General features: G+C 58.2%; 11 protein-coding genes and 4 tRNA genes. 9 read left to right on the top strand and 6 right to left on the bottom strand.

Features of this window, described 5'->3' with window-relative positions:
• The first annotated feature begins 130 nt into the window (after nt 1–130).
• Together FVV99_RS12250 and FVV99_RS12245 are read left to right on the top strand one after the other, a co-directional pair.
• Nucleotides 131–4969 (top strand): NAD-glutamate dehydrogenase, encoded by a 4839-nt coding sequence (locus FVV99_RS12250; protein ID WP_148254362.1) that lies wholly within the window; start codon nt 131–133, stop codon nt 4967–4969.
• A 109-nt stretch (nt 4970–5078) separates the two neighbouring features.
• The gene (locus tag FVV99_RS12245; RefSeq protein WP_148254361.1) at nt 5079–6098 is read left to right on the top strand and encodes a quinone-dependent dihydroorotate dehydrogenase; all 1020 of its coding nucleotides are present in this window, start codon (nt 5079–5081) and stop codon (nt 6096–6098) included.
• A 108-nt stretch (nt 6099–6206) separates the two neighbouring features.
• On the opposite strand, the gene rmf is transcribed toward FVV99_RS12245, so the two are convergent.
• A complete protein-coding gene (rmf, locus tag FVV99_RS12240; RefSeq protein ID WP_148254360.1) occupies nt 6207–6413 on the bottom strand; it encodes a ribosome modulation factor in 207 nt (68 codons plus the stop codon).
• Nucleotides 6414–6749: 336 nt separating this feature from the next.
• Here rmf and rlmKL point away from each other — a divergent pair, with 336 nt between their 5' ends.
• Together rlmKL and FVV99_RS12230 are read left to right on the top strand one after the other, a co-directional pair.
• Nucleotides 6750–8954, top strand: coding sequence for a bifunctional 23S rRNA (guanine(2069)-N(7))-methyltransferase RlmK/23S rRNA (guanine(2445)-N(2))-methyltransferase RlmL (rlmKL, locus tag FVV99_RS12235; RefSeq protein WP_148254359.1), 2205 nt, complete (start codon nt 6750–6752; stop codon nt 8952–8954).
• Complete coding sequence (locus FVV99_RS12230; RefSeq protein WP_148254358.1) at nt 8951–9274, top strand: glutaredoxin family protein; 324 nt, start codon at nt 8951–8953, stop codon at nt 9272–9274. Before rlmKL ends, FVV99_RS12230 begins: the two co-directional genes overlap by 4 nt.
• Before the next feature lie 85 nt (nt 9275–9359).
• Here the strand turns inward: FVV99_RS12230 and FVV99_RS12225 are convergent, their stop codons facing one another.
• The gene (locus FVV99_RS12225; RefSeq protein ID WP_148254357.1) at nt 9360–9638 is read right to left on the bottom strand and encodes a hypothetical protein; all 279 of its coding nucleotides are present in this window, start codon (nt 9636–9638) and stop codon (nt 9360–9362) included.
• A gap of 119 nt (nt 9639–9757) precedes the next feature.
• Between FVV99_RS12225 and pdxB the strand changes: the two genes are divergently transcribed.
• Entirely contained in the window at nt 9758–10900 is a 1143-nt protein-coding gene (gene pdxB, locus FVV99_RS12220; protein WP_148254356.1) for a 4-phosphoerythronate dehydrogenase PdxB, read from the top strand.
• Nucleotides 10901–10905: 5 nt separating this feature from the next.
• Here the strand turns inward: pdxB and htpX are convergent, their stop codons facing one another.
• The 4 genes from htpX to msrB all read right to left on the bottom strand — a co-directional run bounded on the left by htpX (nt 10906) and on the right by msrB (nt 14686).
• Nucleotides 10906–11808 carry a protease HtpX gene (htpX, locus tag FVV99_RS12215; protein WP_148254355.1) on the bottom strand — a complete coding sequence of 301 codons (903 nt, stop codon included), beginning with the start codon at nt 11806–11808 and terminating at the stop codon, nt 10906–10908.
• A gap of 154 nt (nt 11809–11962) precedes the next feature.
• Complete coding sequence (locus FVV99_RS12210) at nt 11963–13189, bottom strand: pyridoxal phosphate-dependent aminotransferase (RefSeq protein ID WP_148254354.1); 1227 nt, start codon at nt 13187–13189, stop codon at nt 11963–11965.
• A gap of 47 nt (nt 13190–13236) precedes the next feature.
• Complete coding sequence (gene ylqF / locus FVV99_RS12205) at nt 13237–14193, bottom strand: ribosome biogenesis GTPase YlqF (protein WP_148254353.1); 957 nt, start codon at nt 14191–14193, stop codon at nt 13237–13239.
• A 91-nt stretch (nt 14194–14284) separates the two neighbouring features.
• Entirely contained in the window at nt 14285–14686 is a 402-nt protein-coding gene (gene msrB, locus FVV99_RS12200) for a peptide-methionine (R)-S-oxide reductase MsrB (protein ID WP_148254352.1), read from the bottom strand.
• Between the two features lie 216 nt (nt 14687–14902).
• Here msrB and FVV99_RS12195 point away from each other — a divergent pair.
• The 4 genes from FVV99_RS12195 to FVV99_RS12180 all read left to right on the top strand — a co-directional run bounded on the left by FVV99_RS12195 (nt 14903) and on the right by FVV99_RS12180 (nt 15624).
• Nucleotides 14903–14978: transfer RNA gene (locus tag FVV99_RS12195), tRNA-Glu, on the top strand.
• Nucleotides 14979–15008: 30 nt separating this feature from the next.
• Nucleotides 15009–15083: transfer RNA gene (locus FVV99_RS12190), tRNA-Gly, on the top strand.
• A gap of 362 nt (nt 15084–15445) precedes the next feature.
• Nucleotides 15446–15521 (top strand) — tRNA-Glu (locus FVV99_RS12185).
• Nucleotides 15522–15549: 28 nt separating this feature from the next.
• Nucleotides 15550–15624: transfer RNA gene (locus tag FVV99_RS12180), tRNA-Gly, on the top strand.
• Nucleotides 15625–15952: the final 328 nt, after the last annotated feature.

The raw sequence follows: 15952 nt of genomic DNA, 5'->3' as shown, positions 1-15952 counted from the left end.
GTAATGGAGTAGGGCCCGGCGTAAGACTGACGTAAGCTAATGTCAAACGTGACCGACGCAGGGTCGCGCCTGAATGTTGAATGTCATTCGAGGACCGCACAGGGGCGGTCCGATCAAGCCGAGGTGATTGATGCAACACGGTGCCATCGAAGGGAAGCAGGAATTTCTGGCTCAGTTTCGGGAACAACTGTCCAAGCGGCTCACGGATGACAAGGTTGAGCCGATCATGGCGTTTGCCGACATCCTCTATTCGCGGGCGTCCATCGAGGACCTGTCCGAACGGCGGATGGAAGACATCTACGGGGCGACGCTTGCGACCTGGCATTTCATTCAGGCTCACGATCCCGACGCCCCCAAGATCCGCGTCTATAACCCGGATTTCGAAGAGCACGGATGGCAGTCCACTCACTCCGTGGTTGAAGTGTTGCACCCGGATATGTCGTTCCTGGTGGATTCCGTTCGCATTGAACTCAATCGTCGTGGCATCACGGTCTACTCCATTCACAATGCCGTTCTGGCAACCGAGCGCGATGACGCGAACCGCTTGCAGCGCCTTGCCCGTCCTGGTGACAAGAACGCACCCACTCGGCGTGAGTCGTTGATAGTCATCGAGATAGACCGCCATTCCGATCTGGAGTTACTCGAGGAGATCGAAACCAGCTTATATGATGTGCTTCGCGACGTCCGCACCGCCGTGAACGATTTCGAGCCCATGTGCGAGAAGGTGCGTGAGGCACTCCAGGAACTCAAGGCGAAGCGTCCCAAGCAGGTCAAGAGTGCCGACCACAAGGAGGCGATTGCTTTCCTCGAGTGGCTGCTCGAAGACAATTTCACCTTCCTGGGTTGTGATGAATACGAAGTCGTGGCCGGGGACGAGCACGATGAATTACGTAAGGTGCCGGGCAGTGAGCTGGGAGTCTTCAAGCTGGACCAACCGCACTACCGCGAGCGTATCCGTAACGACCTGGGCGTCGACGGCGACCATTATATCCTGGTTCCGGAGCTACTCTCGTTCGCCAAGAGTGCCTATCATGCCCGCGTCCACCGTCCCACCTATCCGGATTATATCTCCATCGATCGTTATGATGACGAAGGACGGGTGATCGGCGAGCGTCGTTTCCTGGGGCTTTATGCGGCAACCGTCTACAACGATTCACCACGACATATTCCGGTCCTGCGTCGCAAGATCGATGCGGTCATGGAAGCGGCCGATGTCAATCCTGCCGGCCACGACGGCAACCAGTTGCGCCAGATCCTCAATGTCTACCCGCGGGATGACCTGTTCCAGACCTCGGTCGGTGAACTGTGCCAGACGGCCGTTGGCATCCTCAATATTCGCGAGCGGCGGCAGGTCAGGCTATTCATTCGCGAAGATCGTTTCGGCAAGTTCTATTCCTGCCTGGTCTTCGTGCCACGCGATGTCTTTTCGACCGATTTGCGTGTGCGTATCCAGACCCTGTTGTGTGAAGAACTCGATGCCACCTTCGGCGATTTCAATACGTATTTGTCCGAATCGGTGCTGGCACGCATCCAATTGATACTGCGTTTCAATGGTGATGCTCCCGTTGATTATCATCTCAAGCGCCTTGAGCAGAAAGTCATCAACCTGGCACGCAACTGGAGGGACGATCTGCATGCCGCCATGGTAGAAGGGTTCGGTGAAGAGCAGGCCAACCGGTTGATGGATATCTACCGCGACGCCTTCCCGATCGGCTACCGCGAGGATTTCTCGGCACGTACTGCCGTCTATGACATCGATCACATCAATGAACTCGACAGCGGTGCGCCCCTGTCGATGTCGTTGTATCGTTTGGTCGAGGAAGAAGGAGACGGCGTCAATCTGAAGCTGTTCCACAAGGACAACCCGATTCCTCTCTCGGATGTCCTGCCAATGATGGAAAATCTGGGGTTGCGGGTCATTGGTGAATACCCTTACGAGATTGAGCGCAGTGATGGCAGCTACTGGATTCATGATTTCTATCTCGAGCATCACGGTAGTGAAGTCGTCAACCTGCAGGAAATGCGCGACTCATTTACCGAAGCGTTCAAGCGGATCTGGGTCGGAGACGCAGAGAACGACCCCTTCAACCGTCTGGTGATCGGCGCCAATCTGGCCTGGCGGGAAGTCGCCATGCTGCGAGCCTATGCGCGTTATCTCAAGCAGATTCGCTTTGGACTGTCGCAGCTCTATATCTCCACGACGCTTACCAATCATCCGGACATCACCCGTGAACTGGTGCATCTGTTCGCCTTGCGTCTGGACCCGAGTGGCGACCAGAGTGCCGACGCCATACAGGAAAGCGTGACGCGTCTGCACCGGCTGCTCGATGACGTGGCCAGCCTTAACGATGACCTGTTGATTCGCCGTTACATGGAGCTGATTCAAGCGACACTGCGCACGAATTACTATCAGCCCGATGCCAATGGTGAGCTCAAAGGATATATCGCCTTCAAGCTCGAGCCGTCACGCGTCACGGGGATGCCCAAGCCACGCCCTGCCTACGAAATCTTCGTCTATTCACCGCGCGTGGAGGGTGTGCACCTGCGCAGCGGCAAAGTGGCACGAGGTGGGTTGCGCTGGTCCGATCGTCATGAAGACTTCCGCACCGAGATATTGGGGCTGGCCAAGGCGCAACAGGTCAAGAATGCCGTTATCGTGCCGGTTGGCGCCAAGGGAGGCTTCGTCTGCAAACGCCTGCCCGACGGCAGTGACCGAGATGCACTCCAGCAGGAAGGCATAGCCTGCTACAAGATCTTCATTCGTGCGCTGCTCGATGTCACCGATAACCTGGACGGCAATACGGTGGTTCCTCCCCGAGCGGTCGTCCGCCATGACGATGACGACCCCTATCTGGTCGTCGCCGCTGACAAGGGGACGGCGACCTTTTCCGATATTGCCAATGAGATTTCGCTGGAATATGGCCACTGGTTGCGTGACGCCTTCGCCTCGGGCGGTGCCAATGGCTATGATCACAAGAAGATGGGGGTCACCGCGAAAGGCGCCTGGGAGTCGGTCAAACGGCATTTCCGTGAAATGGGCATCAATACCCAGGCGGATCCGTTTTCGGTGGTAGGTATCGGCGACATGGCCGGTGACGTATTCGGCAATGGCATGCTGCTGTCCGACAAGATTCGTCTGGTTGGTGCCTTCAATCACCTGCATATTTTCGTCGATCCCGATCCGGACGTCGCCAAATCGTTCGCTGAACGTCGGCGGCTTTTCGAACTGCCGCGGTCAAGTTGGGAGGATTACGATACCAAGCTGATCTCGAAAGGCGGCGGCATCTTCAGCCGCAGCGCCAAGTCGATTCCGATCTCCAAGGAGATGAAATCCGTTTTCGGCATCACGGCAGACAAGCTGGCTCCCAACGATCTGCTGAATGCCATGCTCAAGGCCGAAGTGGATCTGATCTGGAATGGCGGGATCGGCACCTACGTCAAGGCTGAAGACGAAAACGACTCGGAGGTTGGCGACAAGGCCAACGATGCGCTGCGCGTCAATGGCAATGAACTCAGGTGTCGCGTCGTTGGTGAGGGCGGCAATCTCGGCCTGACGCAACGAGGTCGCATGGAAGCGGCATTCAACGGTGTGCGCGTGAATACCGATTTCATCGATAATGCCGGCGGGGTCAATTGCTCGGACCATGAGGTCAATATCAAGATTCTGCTCGATGATATCGTCAAGCGTGGTGATATGACCGACAAGCAGCGCAATCAGTTGCTGGCGCAGATGACGGATGATGTCGCAACGCTGGTCCTGCGTGGCAATTATCGTCAGACCCAGGCACTGTCATTATCCGAGATTCTGTCACGCGAAGGGATGGGCCCTTACCGGCGCTTCATCAACGAGCTCGAGGCCAGCGGCCATCTCGATCGCGAGCTGGAATTCCTGCCCAGCGACGAGGCATTGCTGGAACGTTCCCAGGCGGGCGGAGGGCTGACTCTGCCGGAACTATCGGTATTGATCTCTTACGCCAAGAGCGTTCTCAAGGATGACCTGATTGCCTCTGATGTGCCCGATGATCCCTATATCCGGCAGCACCTGGAGCGTATCTTCCCCCAGGTACTGGTGGAGCGTTTCAAGACGGAGATCTACGATCACAAGCTCAAGCGAGAGATCGTGGCGACCCAGATCGCCAATGATCTGGTCGATCACATGGGGATCGTGTTCGTGCGCCGCTTGATGGATACGACCGGCAATGATCGGTCGGATATCGCCAGAGCGTATATCATCGCCCGTGACAGTTTCCATCTGAATGAGATATGGGAACAGATCGAGGCACTCGACAATCAGGTAGAGAGCCAGGTTCAGTACCGTATGATGCTCGACTTGATGCGCTTGTTGAGACGGGGGACACGCTGGTTCCTGCGGCAGCGTAGCGGTCTGACGACCAAGGATAGCATCGAGCATTTCGCGCCACGGTTGGCGCAACTGCAAGAGAGCCTCGACGAGCGACTGCGAGGTGGTGAACGCGAGGTCTGGGAGGCGCGCCGGGCCGAACTGGTCGAGACAGGCGTTCCCGAGTCGCTGGCCAGAAGCGTGACATCGAGCACGAACCTGTATTCTGGCTTGGGAGTGATCGAGGCCGCCAAGCAGTCGGGTGAAAAGATTCAGCGTGTCGCTGAAGTCTTCTATGAAATCGGCCACCGCCTGTCATTGCCGCAGGTCATTGAACAGATCAACTCATTGAGTGTGCAGGATAGCTGGCAGGCCCAAGCGCGGGAAACCTTCCGCGATGATCTCGATCGGCAACAGTTGGCGCTGACGGTGAGTGTCCTGACGATGGAGGGCGCACCCAGAGATGTCGAACCTCGCGTCGAACAATGGCTGACACGGCATCACTCCCTGTATCAACGTTGGTGCAACCTGTATGAAGAGATTCGTTCAGGCAGCCAGGGGGGCTATCCGCTATTTGCGGTGGCGATTCGCGAGTTGGTGGATCTGGCGGAAAGCAATGGCGAGGGCTAGTCGATCCACCGGACTGGTAACGAAGGTTTCATGATGGATTCGCGGCCGGCGGAGAGACTGCGCTATACTCGCCGGCCGTTTTATCGTCATTCCATCGACAGGGAGCGTCATGTACCGATTCGTGCGACCGTTACTGTTTCGGTTGGATCCGGAAACCGCTCACGGTATTACGCTTTCAGCGCTGGATATGGCCCATCGCCTGGGTATGGCGGGCGTTTTGGGCGGTGGTCGGGTCGACGACCCGGTAGAGTTGATGGGGCTGCATTTTCCCAATCGGGTCGGACTGGCTGCCGGGCTCGACAAGAACGGGGATCACCTGGATGCCCTGGGAGCGCTGGGGTTCGGGTTCGTGGAAGTCGGTACCGTGACCCCTCGGCCCCAGGAGGGGAACGCTCGCCCGCGTCTATTCCGGCTACCTGAAGCTGGTGCCATCATCAATCGCATGGGGTTCAATAACCGCGGCGTTGATCATCTGGTGGCTCGGGTACGGTCGAGTCGCTATACCGGCGTGATCGGCATCAATATCGGCAAGAACCTGACGACACCGGTAGAGCGTGCGGTGGACGACTATCTGACGTGTCTTGCCAAGGTGCATGCGCATGCACACTACATCAGTGTGAACCTGTCGTCGCCGAATACACCGGGCTTGCGCAATTTGCAATTTGGAGAGCATCTGGATGCCTTGCTGAGTGCGTTGCGGGAGGAGTCTCTGCGTCTGGACCAAGCCAATGGCCGCCGCGTACCGTTGGCCGTCAAGATTGCGCCGGACATGAGCAGTGATGAGGTGGCTCTGGTGGCCCGTTCGCTGACGACGCATGCCATTGATGCCGTCATTGCCACCAATACGACGATTGCCCGCGACGCAGTGACGGGATTGCGTCACGGCAAGGAAAACGGCGGGTTGTCGGGGCGACCGGTGCATGAAGCGTCGACTATCGTGGTTCGTGAGTTGCGTCGACAATTGCCAGGTATGCCTATCATCGGGGTCGGGGGCATCGATAGTGGAAGCGCCGCTCTCGCCAAGCGTGAGGCTGGTGCCGATCTCGTGCAACTGTATTCGGGGTTGATCTATCGAGGGCCGGCGCTGGTGGGAGAATGCGCGCAGGCATTGGCGACGACCGGACAGTGACGAAATGACACTGTACTGCTCACGTGTGGAGTGCCGCATCGGCTGAATGGGGTACATCAAAAAGGCCCGCGTTTTGGGCACGGGCCTTCGTAGGGCAACGATGGAGTGTTACGTCACCATGGGGTTCTTGTGTATGCCGGAGACCCCGGTCATTCCGGCCCACTGATCCCCTCGACCTTCACGCCAACCGCTCATCCAGTATTCGCGAAGATTGACATCCTGGCTAGGACAGTCATCACGGGAACGGCCTGTAATGCCTGCTTTATAGCCGTGAACATAAGCACGCTGGAAGCGATCACGTTTCTGTCGTTTCATCGGATGGCCTCTTGAAGGAAGCGTTGATTGATGACTAACAAACGTATAGTCCTCGTTCATGATCAGGTTGCGTATCAGGCACTCCCTTGTCAGAAACTGCGTTGTTGATTTGGCAACCTGCTGTCGCGGCGCCTGAAGGATACGTTCAGGGCATGCCTGACGTCAGGCCTACGCCGCAAGGGTGTCCGCGAACAGGAAACGCATGCGTTTTTCAGTAGCTACCCTTTTACATCTAGCTCATCATCCGGTGTTCTGTCGACAAGCGATTTGTCATAAGTGCATCATCAAGTCGACATTACAGGAATATGAACCATGACAGGGCTCGAGCCGCCGTCAATGACTATGTCACAAGCCTCTGATTATATGAATATTTTTGCCACCTGCCCCAAAGGGATTGAAGACCTGTTGGCGGACGAGTTGGCGACGCTCGGCGCCCGGATCGGCAAGACCACGGTCGCAGGCGTTCACCTCCAGGCGTCGTTGCAGGAGGCCTATCGCTTCTGTCTCTGGTCGCGCCTGGCTAACCGAATCGTGCTTTGCCTTGCTCAGGTGCAGGAGATCGAACATCCCGAACAATTGCAGGCGGCCAGCCGGGCGCTCGACTGGACGATGCATTGGCGTTCAGGAACGACGTTGGCGGTGGATTTCCACGGGCAGTCGCCGCATATTCGTCATACTCGCTTCGGTGCTCAGACGGTCAAGGATGGGGTGGTCGACGCCCTGCAAGCCGCCGGCAATCCACGGCCACATATCGATACGCGGTCGCCGGATCTCCGGCTTTATGCCCACCTGCATCGTGGGCGACTGATACTGGGTATCGACTTATCCGGTGAGAGCTTGCACAAGCGTGGGTATCGCCGTGATCAGGCCCATGCGCCGCTCAAGGAAAACCTCGCCAGTGCATTACTGATACGTGCTGGTTGGCCCGAGCGAGCGAAGGCGGGAGAGTCCTTGGTCGATCCACTATGCGGTTCCGGCACGTTGCTGATCGAGGCAGCCTTCATGGCTGCCGATATGGCTCCCAACCTGCGACGCGAACGCTTCGGTTTTCATGGTTGGGCGGGACATGATCCCGCTGTTTGGCATGAACTCAAGCGTGAAGCTGAAGCACGGGCGAGCATCGGACGGAAACGCTGCCGGGCCAGGCTGTTCGGATTCGATCAGAGCCCCCAGGCGCTCGCTGCAGCCAAGGCCAATGCGATGCGTGCCGGCATCCCGGCGTTGATAGAACTTGAGGGCGGATCGCTGTCGACGCTACAGCGTCCCGAGGAGTTGCGATCGGAGGCCTCGGGGTTGCTGATGACCAACCCACCTTATGGCGAACGGTTAGGCGAGTTACCCGAGCTGGTCTCGCTGTATACCGAACTTGGCAGTCTCGCTCGGCGCAGCTTTCCTGGATGGCGCCTGGGACTCTTTACCGGCAACCCGGATCTCGGCCACCGAACCGGCATGCGCGCCGACAAACAATACGCCTTCAAGAACGGGCCGTTGGACTGCAAGCTGTTACTGATCGATGTGCCGGGGAACGACGGTGAGGACCAGGTCGCACAGGGAACGCCTGAGGATGGGGCGCCTCATGGCGAAGGGGCCCGTATGTTCGCCAATCGCTTGGAAAAGAACCGCAAGCGATTGAAAAAGTGGCTCAAGCGTAGCGGGGAAACCTGCTATCGGCTCTATGATGCCGATATGCCGGAATACGCCCTCGCCATCGACATTTACGGCGAGCATGTGCACGTGCAGGAATACGCCCCTCCCAAGACAGTCAATGCTGCTCAAGCTCAGCGTCGTTTGATGGACGCGCTGACGGTCATACCCGACGTGTTGGATGTACGAGCCGACCATGTTCATGTCAAACAGCGTCGCCGTCAGGCGGGCACTTCGCAGTATCAGAAACAGGCGGCGAGTGGTGAGCGTTTCCAGGTACAGGAAGGGTCGGCACGCTTCTGGGTCAATCTACGTGACTATCTGGATACGGGACTATTTCTCGATCACCGGCCTGTTCGCCGGATGCTGGCGGAAATGGCGGCCGGCAAGCGATTCTTGAACCTGTTCTGCTATACGGCAGCGGCCACGGTGCATGTGGCGTTGGGAACGGCGGAGTCCGGTGGTGCCAGCGACAGTGTCAGTGTCGATCTTTCCAATACCTATCTCGACTGGGCGCGTGACAATATCGCCTTGAACCGGCTTGATCCCAGCCGCCATCGAGTAGTGAGAGACGACTGCATCCATTGGCTGGAGACGGCCGGCAGCGAGTTCGATTTGATCTTCATGGACCCGCCGACGTTTTCCAACTCCAAGAAGATGGATGACACCCTGGACATTCAGCGTGACCATCCTCGATTGGTCGACCTGGCGATGGCACGTCTGGCGTCGGCGGGGACCCTGGTTTTCTCCAACAACCAGCGGCGCTTTCGCATCGATAGCGATCTGACCGAGCGCTATGCGGTCGAGGATATCTCGTCGCGGACCTTCGATCCGGACTTCTCGCGCAACCCGGCCATGCACCATGTCTTTCTGATTCGACATAGAGAGGATGCATGATCCGACTGACGCTCTACACGACACTGGGGTGCCACCTCTGTGAGCAGCTCGAAGCGCAAGTCGTCAGGCTCGGTAGCGATGAGGTCGGTCTTGCACGTGTCGAGATCGCCGACGATGAGACGCTACTGGCCCGTTATGGTGAGCGTATCCCGGTGTTAGTGGATGCGGCGGGGTATGAATTCGATGGCGCTCGCTCTCCTGAGCACCTGGCTGACTGGCTTGCCGAGCGGGGCTGCTTGCGCGACGCCGCCGCGATAACGGATGCGTCCCATGCATCGTCGATGGGATATTGGCGCGATGGACGACGCTATCTGGGCTGACTCGATCCGGACTGCATACGGAGCGATCAGCGCCGAACCGTACGCAAGATCGTTGCCGCTAGTGACATAGTAGGTAGCTTACGGCTTATGATTCAAGCAACGATAGCTGGCGGACGGCATCCTGCCCTTCAGGTGTTTCATCCTGGGTTTCCAACACCTTCTTAAAACCGCGTGAGGCTTGGATGGTGGCTTCGTCATCCAGCCACATCAGCGCCTGGGTATGATCGTCCGCCAGACGATGCTGAAGGCCACCGAATTGGGTGCCTATCTGCCCCCAGGCGCGGCTGAATATCCAGTCACCGAACATGTCCTGATGGATATGCACGAGAACATAGTCATGGTCACTTTCCCAGCGAACGATCACGGCGACTCCTGCTGCGCGGGTGGGGAACGGCTCATCATGTGTCGAGTCATGTTATTGTAACGGCACGCTGTTTTGGCTCAAACCGCCTGATCCTTCTCCATGACGCAAGGAGGCCGACAATGCGCATCGTCGCCGATCGAGATATCCCCGGGGTGGAGGCGTGCTTTGGCCAGCTCGGCGAACTGACGCGCCTGCCTGGACGCGAGATCGATGCCGCCGCCGTGCGCGATGCCGAGGTCTTGCTGACACGCTCGATTACCCGTATCGACGATCGCCTGGTCGCTGGGTCGCGCCTGCGTTTTATCGGTACCTGTACCATTGGCACCGATCATGTCGATCGGGAAGCGTTGATGTCCCATGATATCGACTTTGCCAGTGCGCCCGGATGCAATGCCGAAGCGGTGGTCGACCAGGTGTTATCCTGTTTGTTGACCGAGGCCCAGCGTCAGGGCACGGAGTTGGATCGCCGCTGTGTGGGAATCGTTGGCGTTGGTCACGTGGGGGGGCGGTTGTTTCGTCGGTTGTCGGCACTCGGCATCGAGTGTCTTCCATGCGACCCACCCCGAGCGGCAGCCGAACCCAGCGAAACGTTCGTCGATCTGGATACCATCATCGCTCGCTGCGATGTCATCTGCCTGCATACGCCGTTGGTCGGCCACGGAGACGACGCAACCCGGCATTTGCTGGATGCCCGACGGATCGCGGCTCTGAAGCCGGGGACCTGGTTACTCAACGCGGGGCGAGGGGAGTGCCTGGATGGTATCGCGCTGCGTGATCGGCTACAGCGGCAAGGTGATGTCACGGCGATCCTCGATGTCTGGGAAAACGAACCCGCCATCGATGAAGCGTTATGGCGACATGTGGCCATTGCGACCCCTCATGTGGCCGGTTACAGCCTGGATGGCAAGCTGCGTGCGACTCATCAGATATATACCGCACTCACGACTCGTTTCGGGCTGCCAAGGCGTCAGAGCTTCGATACGTTGACACCCCCACCGGCATTATCGTCATTGACCCTGAGTGCCGGGCTAGCGCCCTGGGATGCGCTACGATTATGCGTGCGCGCCGTGCACGACGTGCGGCAGGAGCACGACCGCTTGACGCTTGCTCGATGCGAGAAAGGGATGCCGGCAGGCTTCGATGCCTGCCGGACAGGCGAGGTCAGACGACGGGAATTTTCGACACTGACCGTAGCGCTCGAGGCGGAAGCCGCCGAGTTGGCTCCATGGCTGTCGGCGGCGGGGTTCGGCGTTCGTTCATGAGCTCATCATTGCCGGTAGGAGGACTCCTTGAGCGCGCGGATGCGATCGTCCAGCGGTGGGTGGCTGGCAAAGAGCCGTTCCATCACCTTGCGCGTCTGGCCTGTGGTGATGGCGAAGGCGGTTAGCGTATCCGGCATCTGGTCGGGCATTTCGGTTTCCGCTTTCAGACGGCCCAGCGCGCCGATCATGGCCGCACTGCCTGCCCATTTGGCTCCGGCGGCGTCGGCTCGATATTCACGGAAACGCGAGAACCAGGCGACGATGACCGAAGCGATGAGCCCGAATACGATCTCTGCGACGATGACGACCGCAAAGTAGCCTATGAAGCCAAGGCCTCCACCATTGTCGCGGCTGCGCAGGAAGTTATCGACCAGATGGGCCACGATGCGCGCGAAGAACATCACGAACGTGTTCAGTACACCCTGGATCAGTGCCAAGGTAACCATATCGCCATTGGCGACGTGTCCAATCTCGTGGGCGAGTACTGCGCGCACTTCTTCCGGTTTCATTCGGTTGAGCAAACCGGCGGAGACAGCGACCAGCGCATCATCCTTCTTCCAGCCCGTCGCAAAGGCATTGGACTGCTGGGCCGGAAAGATGCCGACTTCCGGCGTCTTTATGCCGGCGTCACGGGCGAGTTCCTCAACGGTATCGAGCAGCCATTTCTCGGTGGCATTGCTAGGTTGCTCAATGATTTGGGCGCCGGTACTGCGCTTGGCCATCCACTTGGAAATGAACAGGGATATCAGTGAGCCGGCCATGCCGAAAATGAAGCAGAAAATCAGCAACGCATTCATGTTCAGCCCGTTGGCATTGAGGTAGGGCTCAACGCCGAGCAGACGCAACGTAATACTGGCTATCAGTATGACTGCCAGGTTGGTCGCCAGGAAAAGAATGATTCTCATCATGTTGCCAGAACTCCCGCTGTGGTCTGTATCCGAGTCGCCGACAGGGCGATCACTGATAGCTTAGATACGGCCTAGGCCGTTGTGTTTCAAGCACCTGGCCGTTTTTATCAATGGTTCGTCATGTGCCGTTGGCTGGTATCGATCGGCACCGGTCTTATTGCCGGTATCGCTCCAGGAAACGACCGAAACGCTCCAGGGCATCTCCCAGTTGCTCCGCCCACGGCAGTGTGACGATTCGCACGTGATCGGGATCCGGCCAATTGAAGGCGGTACCCTGTACCAGCAGAATCTTCTCCTGTAGCAGGAGATCGAGCACCAGTTTTTCATCGTCGTGGATATTGAATACTTTCGGATCGAGCCGTGGGAAGGCGTAAAGTGCGCCCTTGGGCACGGTACAAGATACGCCGGGAATGGCGTTGAGTTTCTCGACGGTGATATCGCGTTGTGCTCGTAGACGCCCACCGGGCAAGACCAGGTCATTGATCGATTGGTAACCGCCCAATGCGGTCTGAATGGCATGTTGTGCCGGCACGTTGGCGCACAGTCGCATCGATGCCAGCATATCGAGCCCCTGGACGAAGTCCTTGGCGTGATGCTTGGCGACGCCGCCGGAGAGGATCATCCAGCCACTGCGGAAGCCGGCACAACGGTAGCTCTTCGACAGCCCGTTCATGGTCACCACGAGTTGGTCGTCATCGGCTAGCGAGCCGGTGGATACGTGCTCGGCTTCGTCATAGAGGATCTTGTCGTAGATCTCATCGGAGAACACGACTAGCCGATGTTCACGTGCGATCGCCAGCAACTCGCGGATGACCTCAGGGGGGTATACCGCCCCGGTCGGGTTGTTGGGGTTGATCAACACGATGGCGCGGGTATGACTGGTGACCTTGCTGCGAATATCCGCCAGATCAGGCGCCCAATCGGCCTGCTCGTCGCACAGGTAATGAACCGGGCGCCCGCCGGACAGATTGGCGGCAGCCGTCCAGAGGGGGTAGTCCGGTGCAGGAATCAATACTTCGTCGCCGTCGTTCAGCAGTGCCTGCATGGCCATCACGATCAGCTCGGAGACACCGTTTCCGATGAAGATATCCTCAATACCAACGCCGGGAATCTCCTTGCGCTGGCACTCCTGCATGACCGCCTTGCGGGCCGAATATAATCCCTTGGAGTCGCAATACCCCTGGGCGGTGGGCAGGTTGCGCATGACATCCTGCAGAATCTCCTCGGGCGCTTCGAAGCCGAAGGGGGCAGGGTTGCCGATATTGAGCTTGAGTATTCGTTGTCCCTCGTCTTCCAGACGTTTGGCATGGTTGAGTACCGGGCCGCGTATGTCATAGCAGACGTTGTCGAGCTTGTGGGATTTGTGCAGTGAAGTATCCATAGGGGCGTCGAGATGAGTGTCCATTGCTGTCAGAGCGGCCTCGGCGATTATGTTTGAACGGTGTCTTTAGCGATACCGCCATTCACGGATTCCGGCGTCGGGATGTCCGCGGGCGTTTCCAGGGTCAAGCGCCCCAGTTTGCCATCACGCAGTTCATGTAGCAGCACTTCGGCGCCGCGGTGCAGGTCGACTTCGCCACCGGCGCGTAATCCCCCCCGTTTGGCGGCAATATCGCCGAGGATGGCGACTCCGTCGAATCCGGCCTGTGCGAGGAAGTCGATCTGCTGAGGCCCATCGCTGTCCACGCTTTCCGACTGCGGGTCCGGGGTATAGGGAGGCAGTGTCTTCAATTTGTAGCGTGTCGTCAGGGCGTCGGGATAACGCTTGGCTAGCTCGGCGGCGGTGATCGTGGCGACATCGACATAATCGATAGCGGTATCGCGGATCGCGCCACTAGCTGCCAGTCGGTAGGCGCAGGCCTGGTCTTCGATCTTCGGCCATAACACGCCGGGCGTGTCGGTGAGGGCAACTTGACCATCAATCCTGACCTTCTGCTGGCGCTTGGTCACTGCCGGCTCATTGCCGGTCTTGGCGATCTTTCGTTTGGCCAACCCGTTGATGAGCGTCGATTTACCCACGTTGGGAATCCCCATCACCATGACGCGCACGTCACGATCGGCCCGTACATGCCCGGCCAAGTCGCGGCACAGCTTGGGAATCTGCTTCAATTCCCTGGCGTTGGTGGTGGTGACGGCCAGCGCCCGCGTATGAGACTGGGCATCGAAGTGCTCGACCCATTCATTCGTGCGGGCCGGATCCGCCAGGTCGGCACGCGAGAGGATCTTCAACACGGGTTTGTGCTCGGTAAGTTCGGCCAGCATGGGGTTGGCACTGGAATAGGGGAGCCGAGCGTCAAGGACTTCAAGAACGACATCGATTTCGGGCAGTGTCTCCTGAATCTGACGTCGAGCCTTGTTCATGTGTCCCGGGTACCAGCCGAGCATGCTAACACTCCTCACGAGTCGCTATCGTCTCAATGCAATGGCCGCCCATCATAGCAGATGCGCGGCCGTTGGTATGGATTCCTAGTGGTGGTCATTCGTCGGGATGGAATGCAATGGCCACGGAGTTGATGCAATAGCGCAGCCCGGTCGTATCGGGTGGGCCATCAGGAAAGACATGCCCTAGATGGGCGTCGCAGTGGGCGCAAACGACTTCCGTGCGTTGCATGCCCATGGAGTCGTCAGAATGCTCTTCGATTGATCCACGCCCCAAGGGACGATCGAAACTGGGCCAGCCGCAGCCGGCATCGAATTTGTGTTCGTTCTCGAATAATGGCGCATGACAGCAGATACAGTGATAGATTCCCTGTTTCTTGCTGACTTGGAAGTCGCCACTGAAAGGCGGTTCGGTGCCTTGCTCGCGCGTGACCCGATATTGTTCCGGCGTGAGTTGATGGCGCCACTCGGCCTCGCTCTTTTCAATCTTCTTGCGCATGACGGCCCCTCTGGCTACGGACGAACGAAATAACTGACGCATAGGCGGTTGGCTGCGCCATTACTGCCCATAAAACAACGAGTGACGGTCCGATTTCCACCCCTCGTTGCATTAATCAGCGTAGCTCGTTATCACGTAATATCTCACTGTTGTAGTTGCTTGACAGCCCACAGGGGGCTCAGTAATATACGCGCCATCTCGAACGCGAGGTGTTGCGTCCCATTCGTCTAGTGGTCCAGGACACCGCCCTTTCACGGCGGTAACAGGGGTTCGAACCCCCTATGGGACGCCAATCGAGTCCGAGGTGCAGTAAGTGGTTCATGCGGGAATAGCTCAGTGGTAGAGCATCGCCTTGCCAAGGCGAGGGTCGCGAGTTCGAATCTCGTTTCCCGCTCCAGCTATGCTTTGCGAAGGCCGAGTTGGACAAGTGAGGGTCGCGAGCTGGTGCGCCAGCCCGGTCGTATCACGTTCCCGCTCCAGCTATGCTTTGCGAAGGTTGAGTTGGACGAGTGAGGGTCGCGAGCTGGTGCGCCAGCCCGGTCGTATCACGTTCCCGCTCCAGCTATGCTTTGCGAAGGTTGAGTTGGACAAGTGAGGGTCGCGAGCTGGTGCGCCAGCCCGGTCGTATCACGTTCCTGCTCCAGCTATGCTTTGCGAAGGTTGAGTTGGAAAGGTGAAGGTTGCGAACTGGTACGCCAGTCCGGTGAATCGACACCCAATCGAATCATGTTACCGCGCCAGATATCGGAACTTGGCTGCGTCCCATTCGTCTAGTGGTCCAGGACACCGCCCTTTCACGGCGGTAACAGGGGTTCGAACCCCCTATGGGACGCCATCCGTTACATCTCTTGCATGGTCAGATCGCGGGAATAGCTCAGTGGTAGAGCATCGCCTTGCCAAGGCGAGGGTCGCGAGTTCGAATCTCGTTTCCCGCTCCAATTTTCACTCAACGTTAGTCAAGGTGAGGGTCGCGATCTGGTGCGCCAGCCCGGTCGTATCTCGTTTCCCGCTCCAGCTATGCTTTGCGAAGGTTGAGTTGGACAAGTGAGGGTCGCGAGCTGGTGCGCCAGCCCGGTCGTATCACGTTCCTACTCCAGCTATGCTTTGCGAAGGTCGAGTTGGACAGGTGAGGGTCGCGAGCTGGAACGCCAGCCCGGTCGAATCACATTTCCCGCTCCAATTTTCACTCAACGTTAGTCAAGGTGAGGGTCGCGATCCGGTGCGTCAGCTCGGTGGTTCGCCTCCCGATCGACTCACGTTCCCGAT

Origin of the sequence: Aidingimonas lacisalsi (assembly GCF_008079445.1) — a bacterium.
Lineage (GTDB): Bacteria > Pseudomonadota > Gammaproteobacteria > Pseudomonadales > Halomonadaceae > Aidingimonas > Aidingimonas lacisalsi.
The sequence above is the reverse complement of the archived record's forward strand: the minus strand, read 5'-3'. Positions and strand labels throughout refer to the sequence as shown.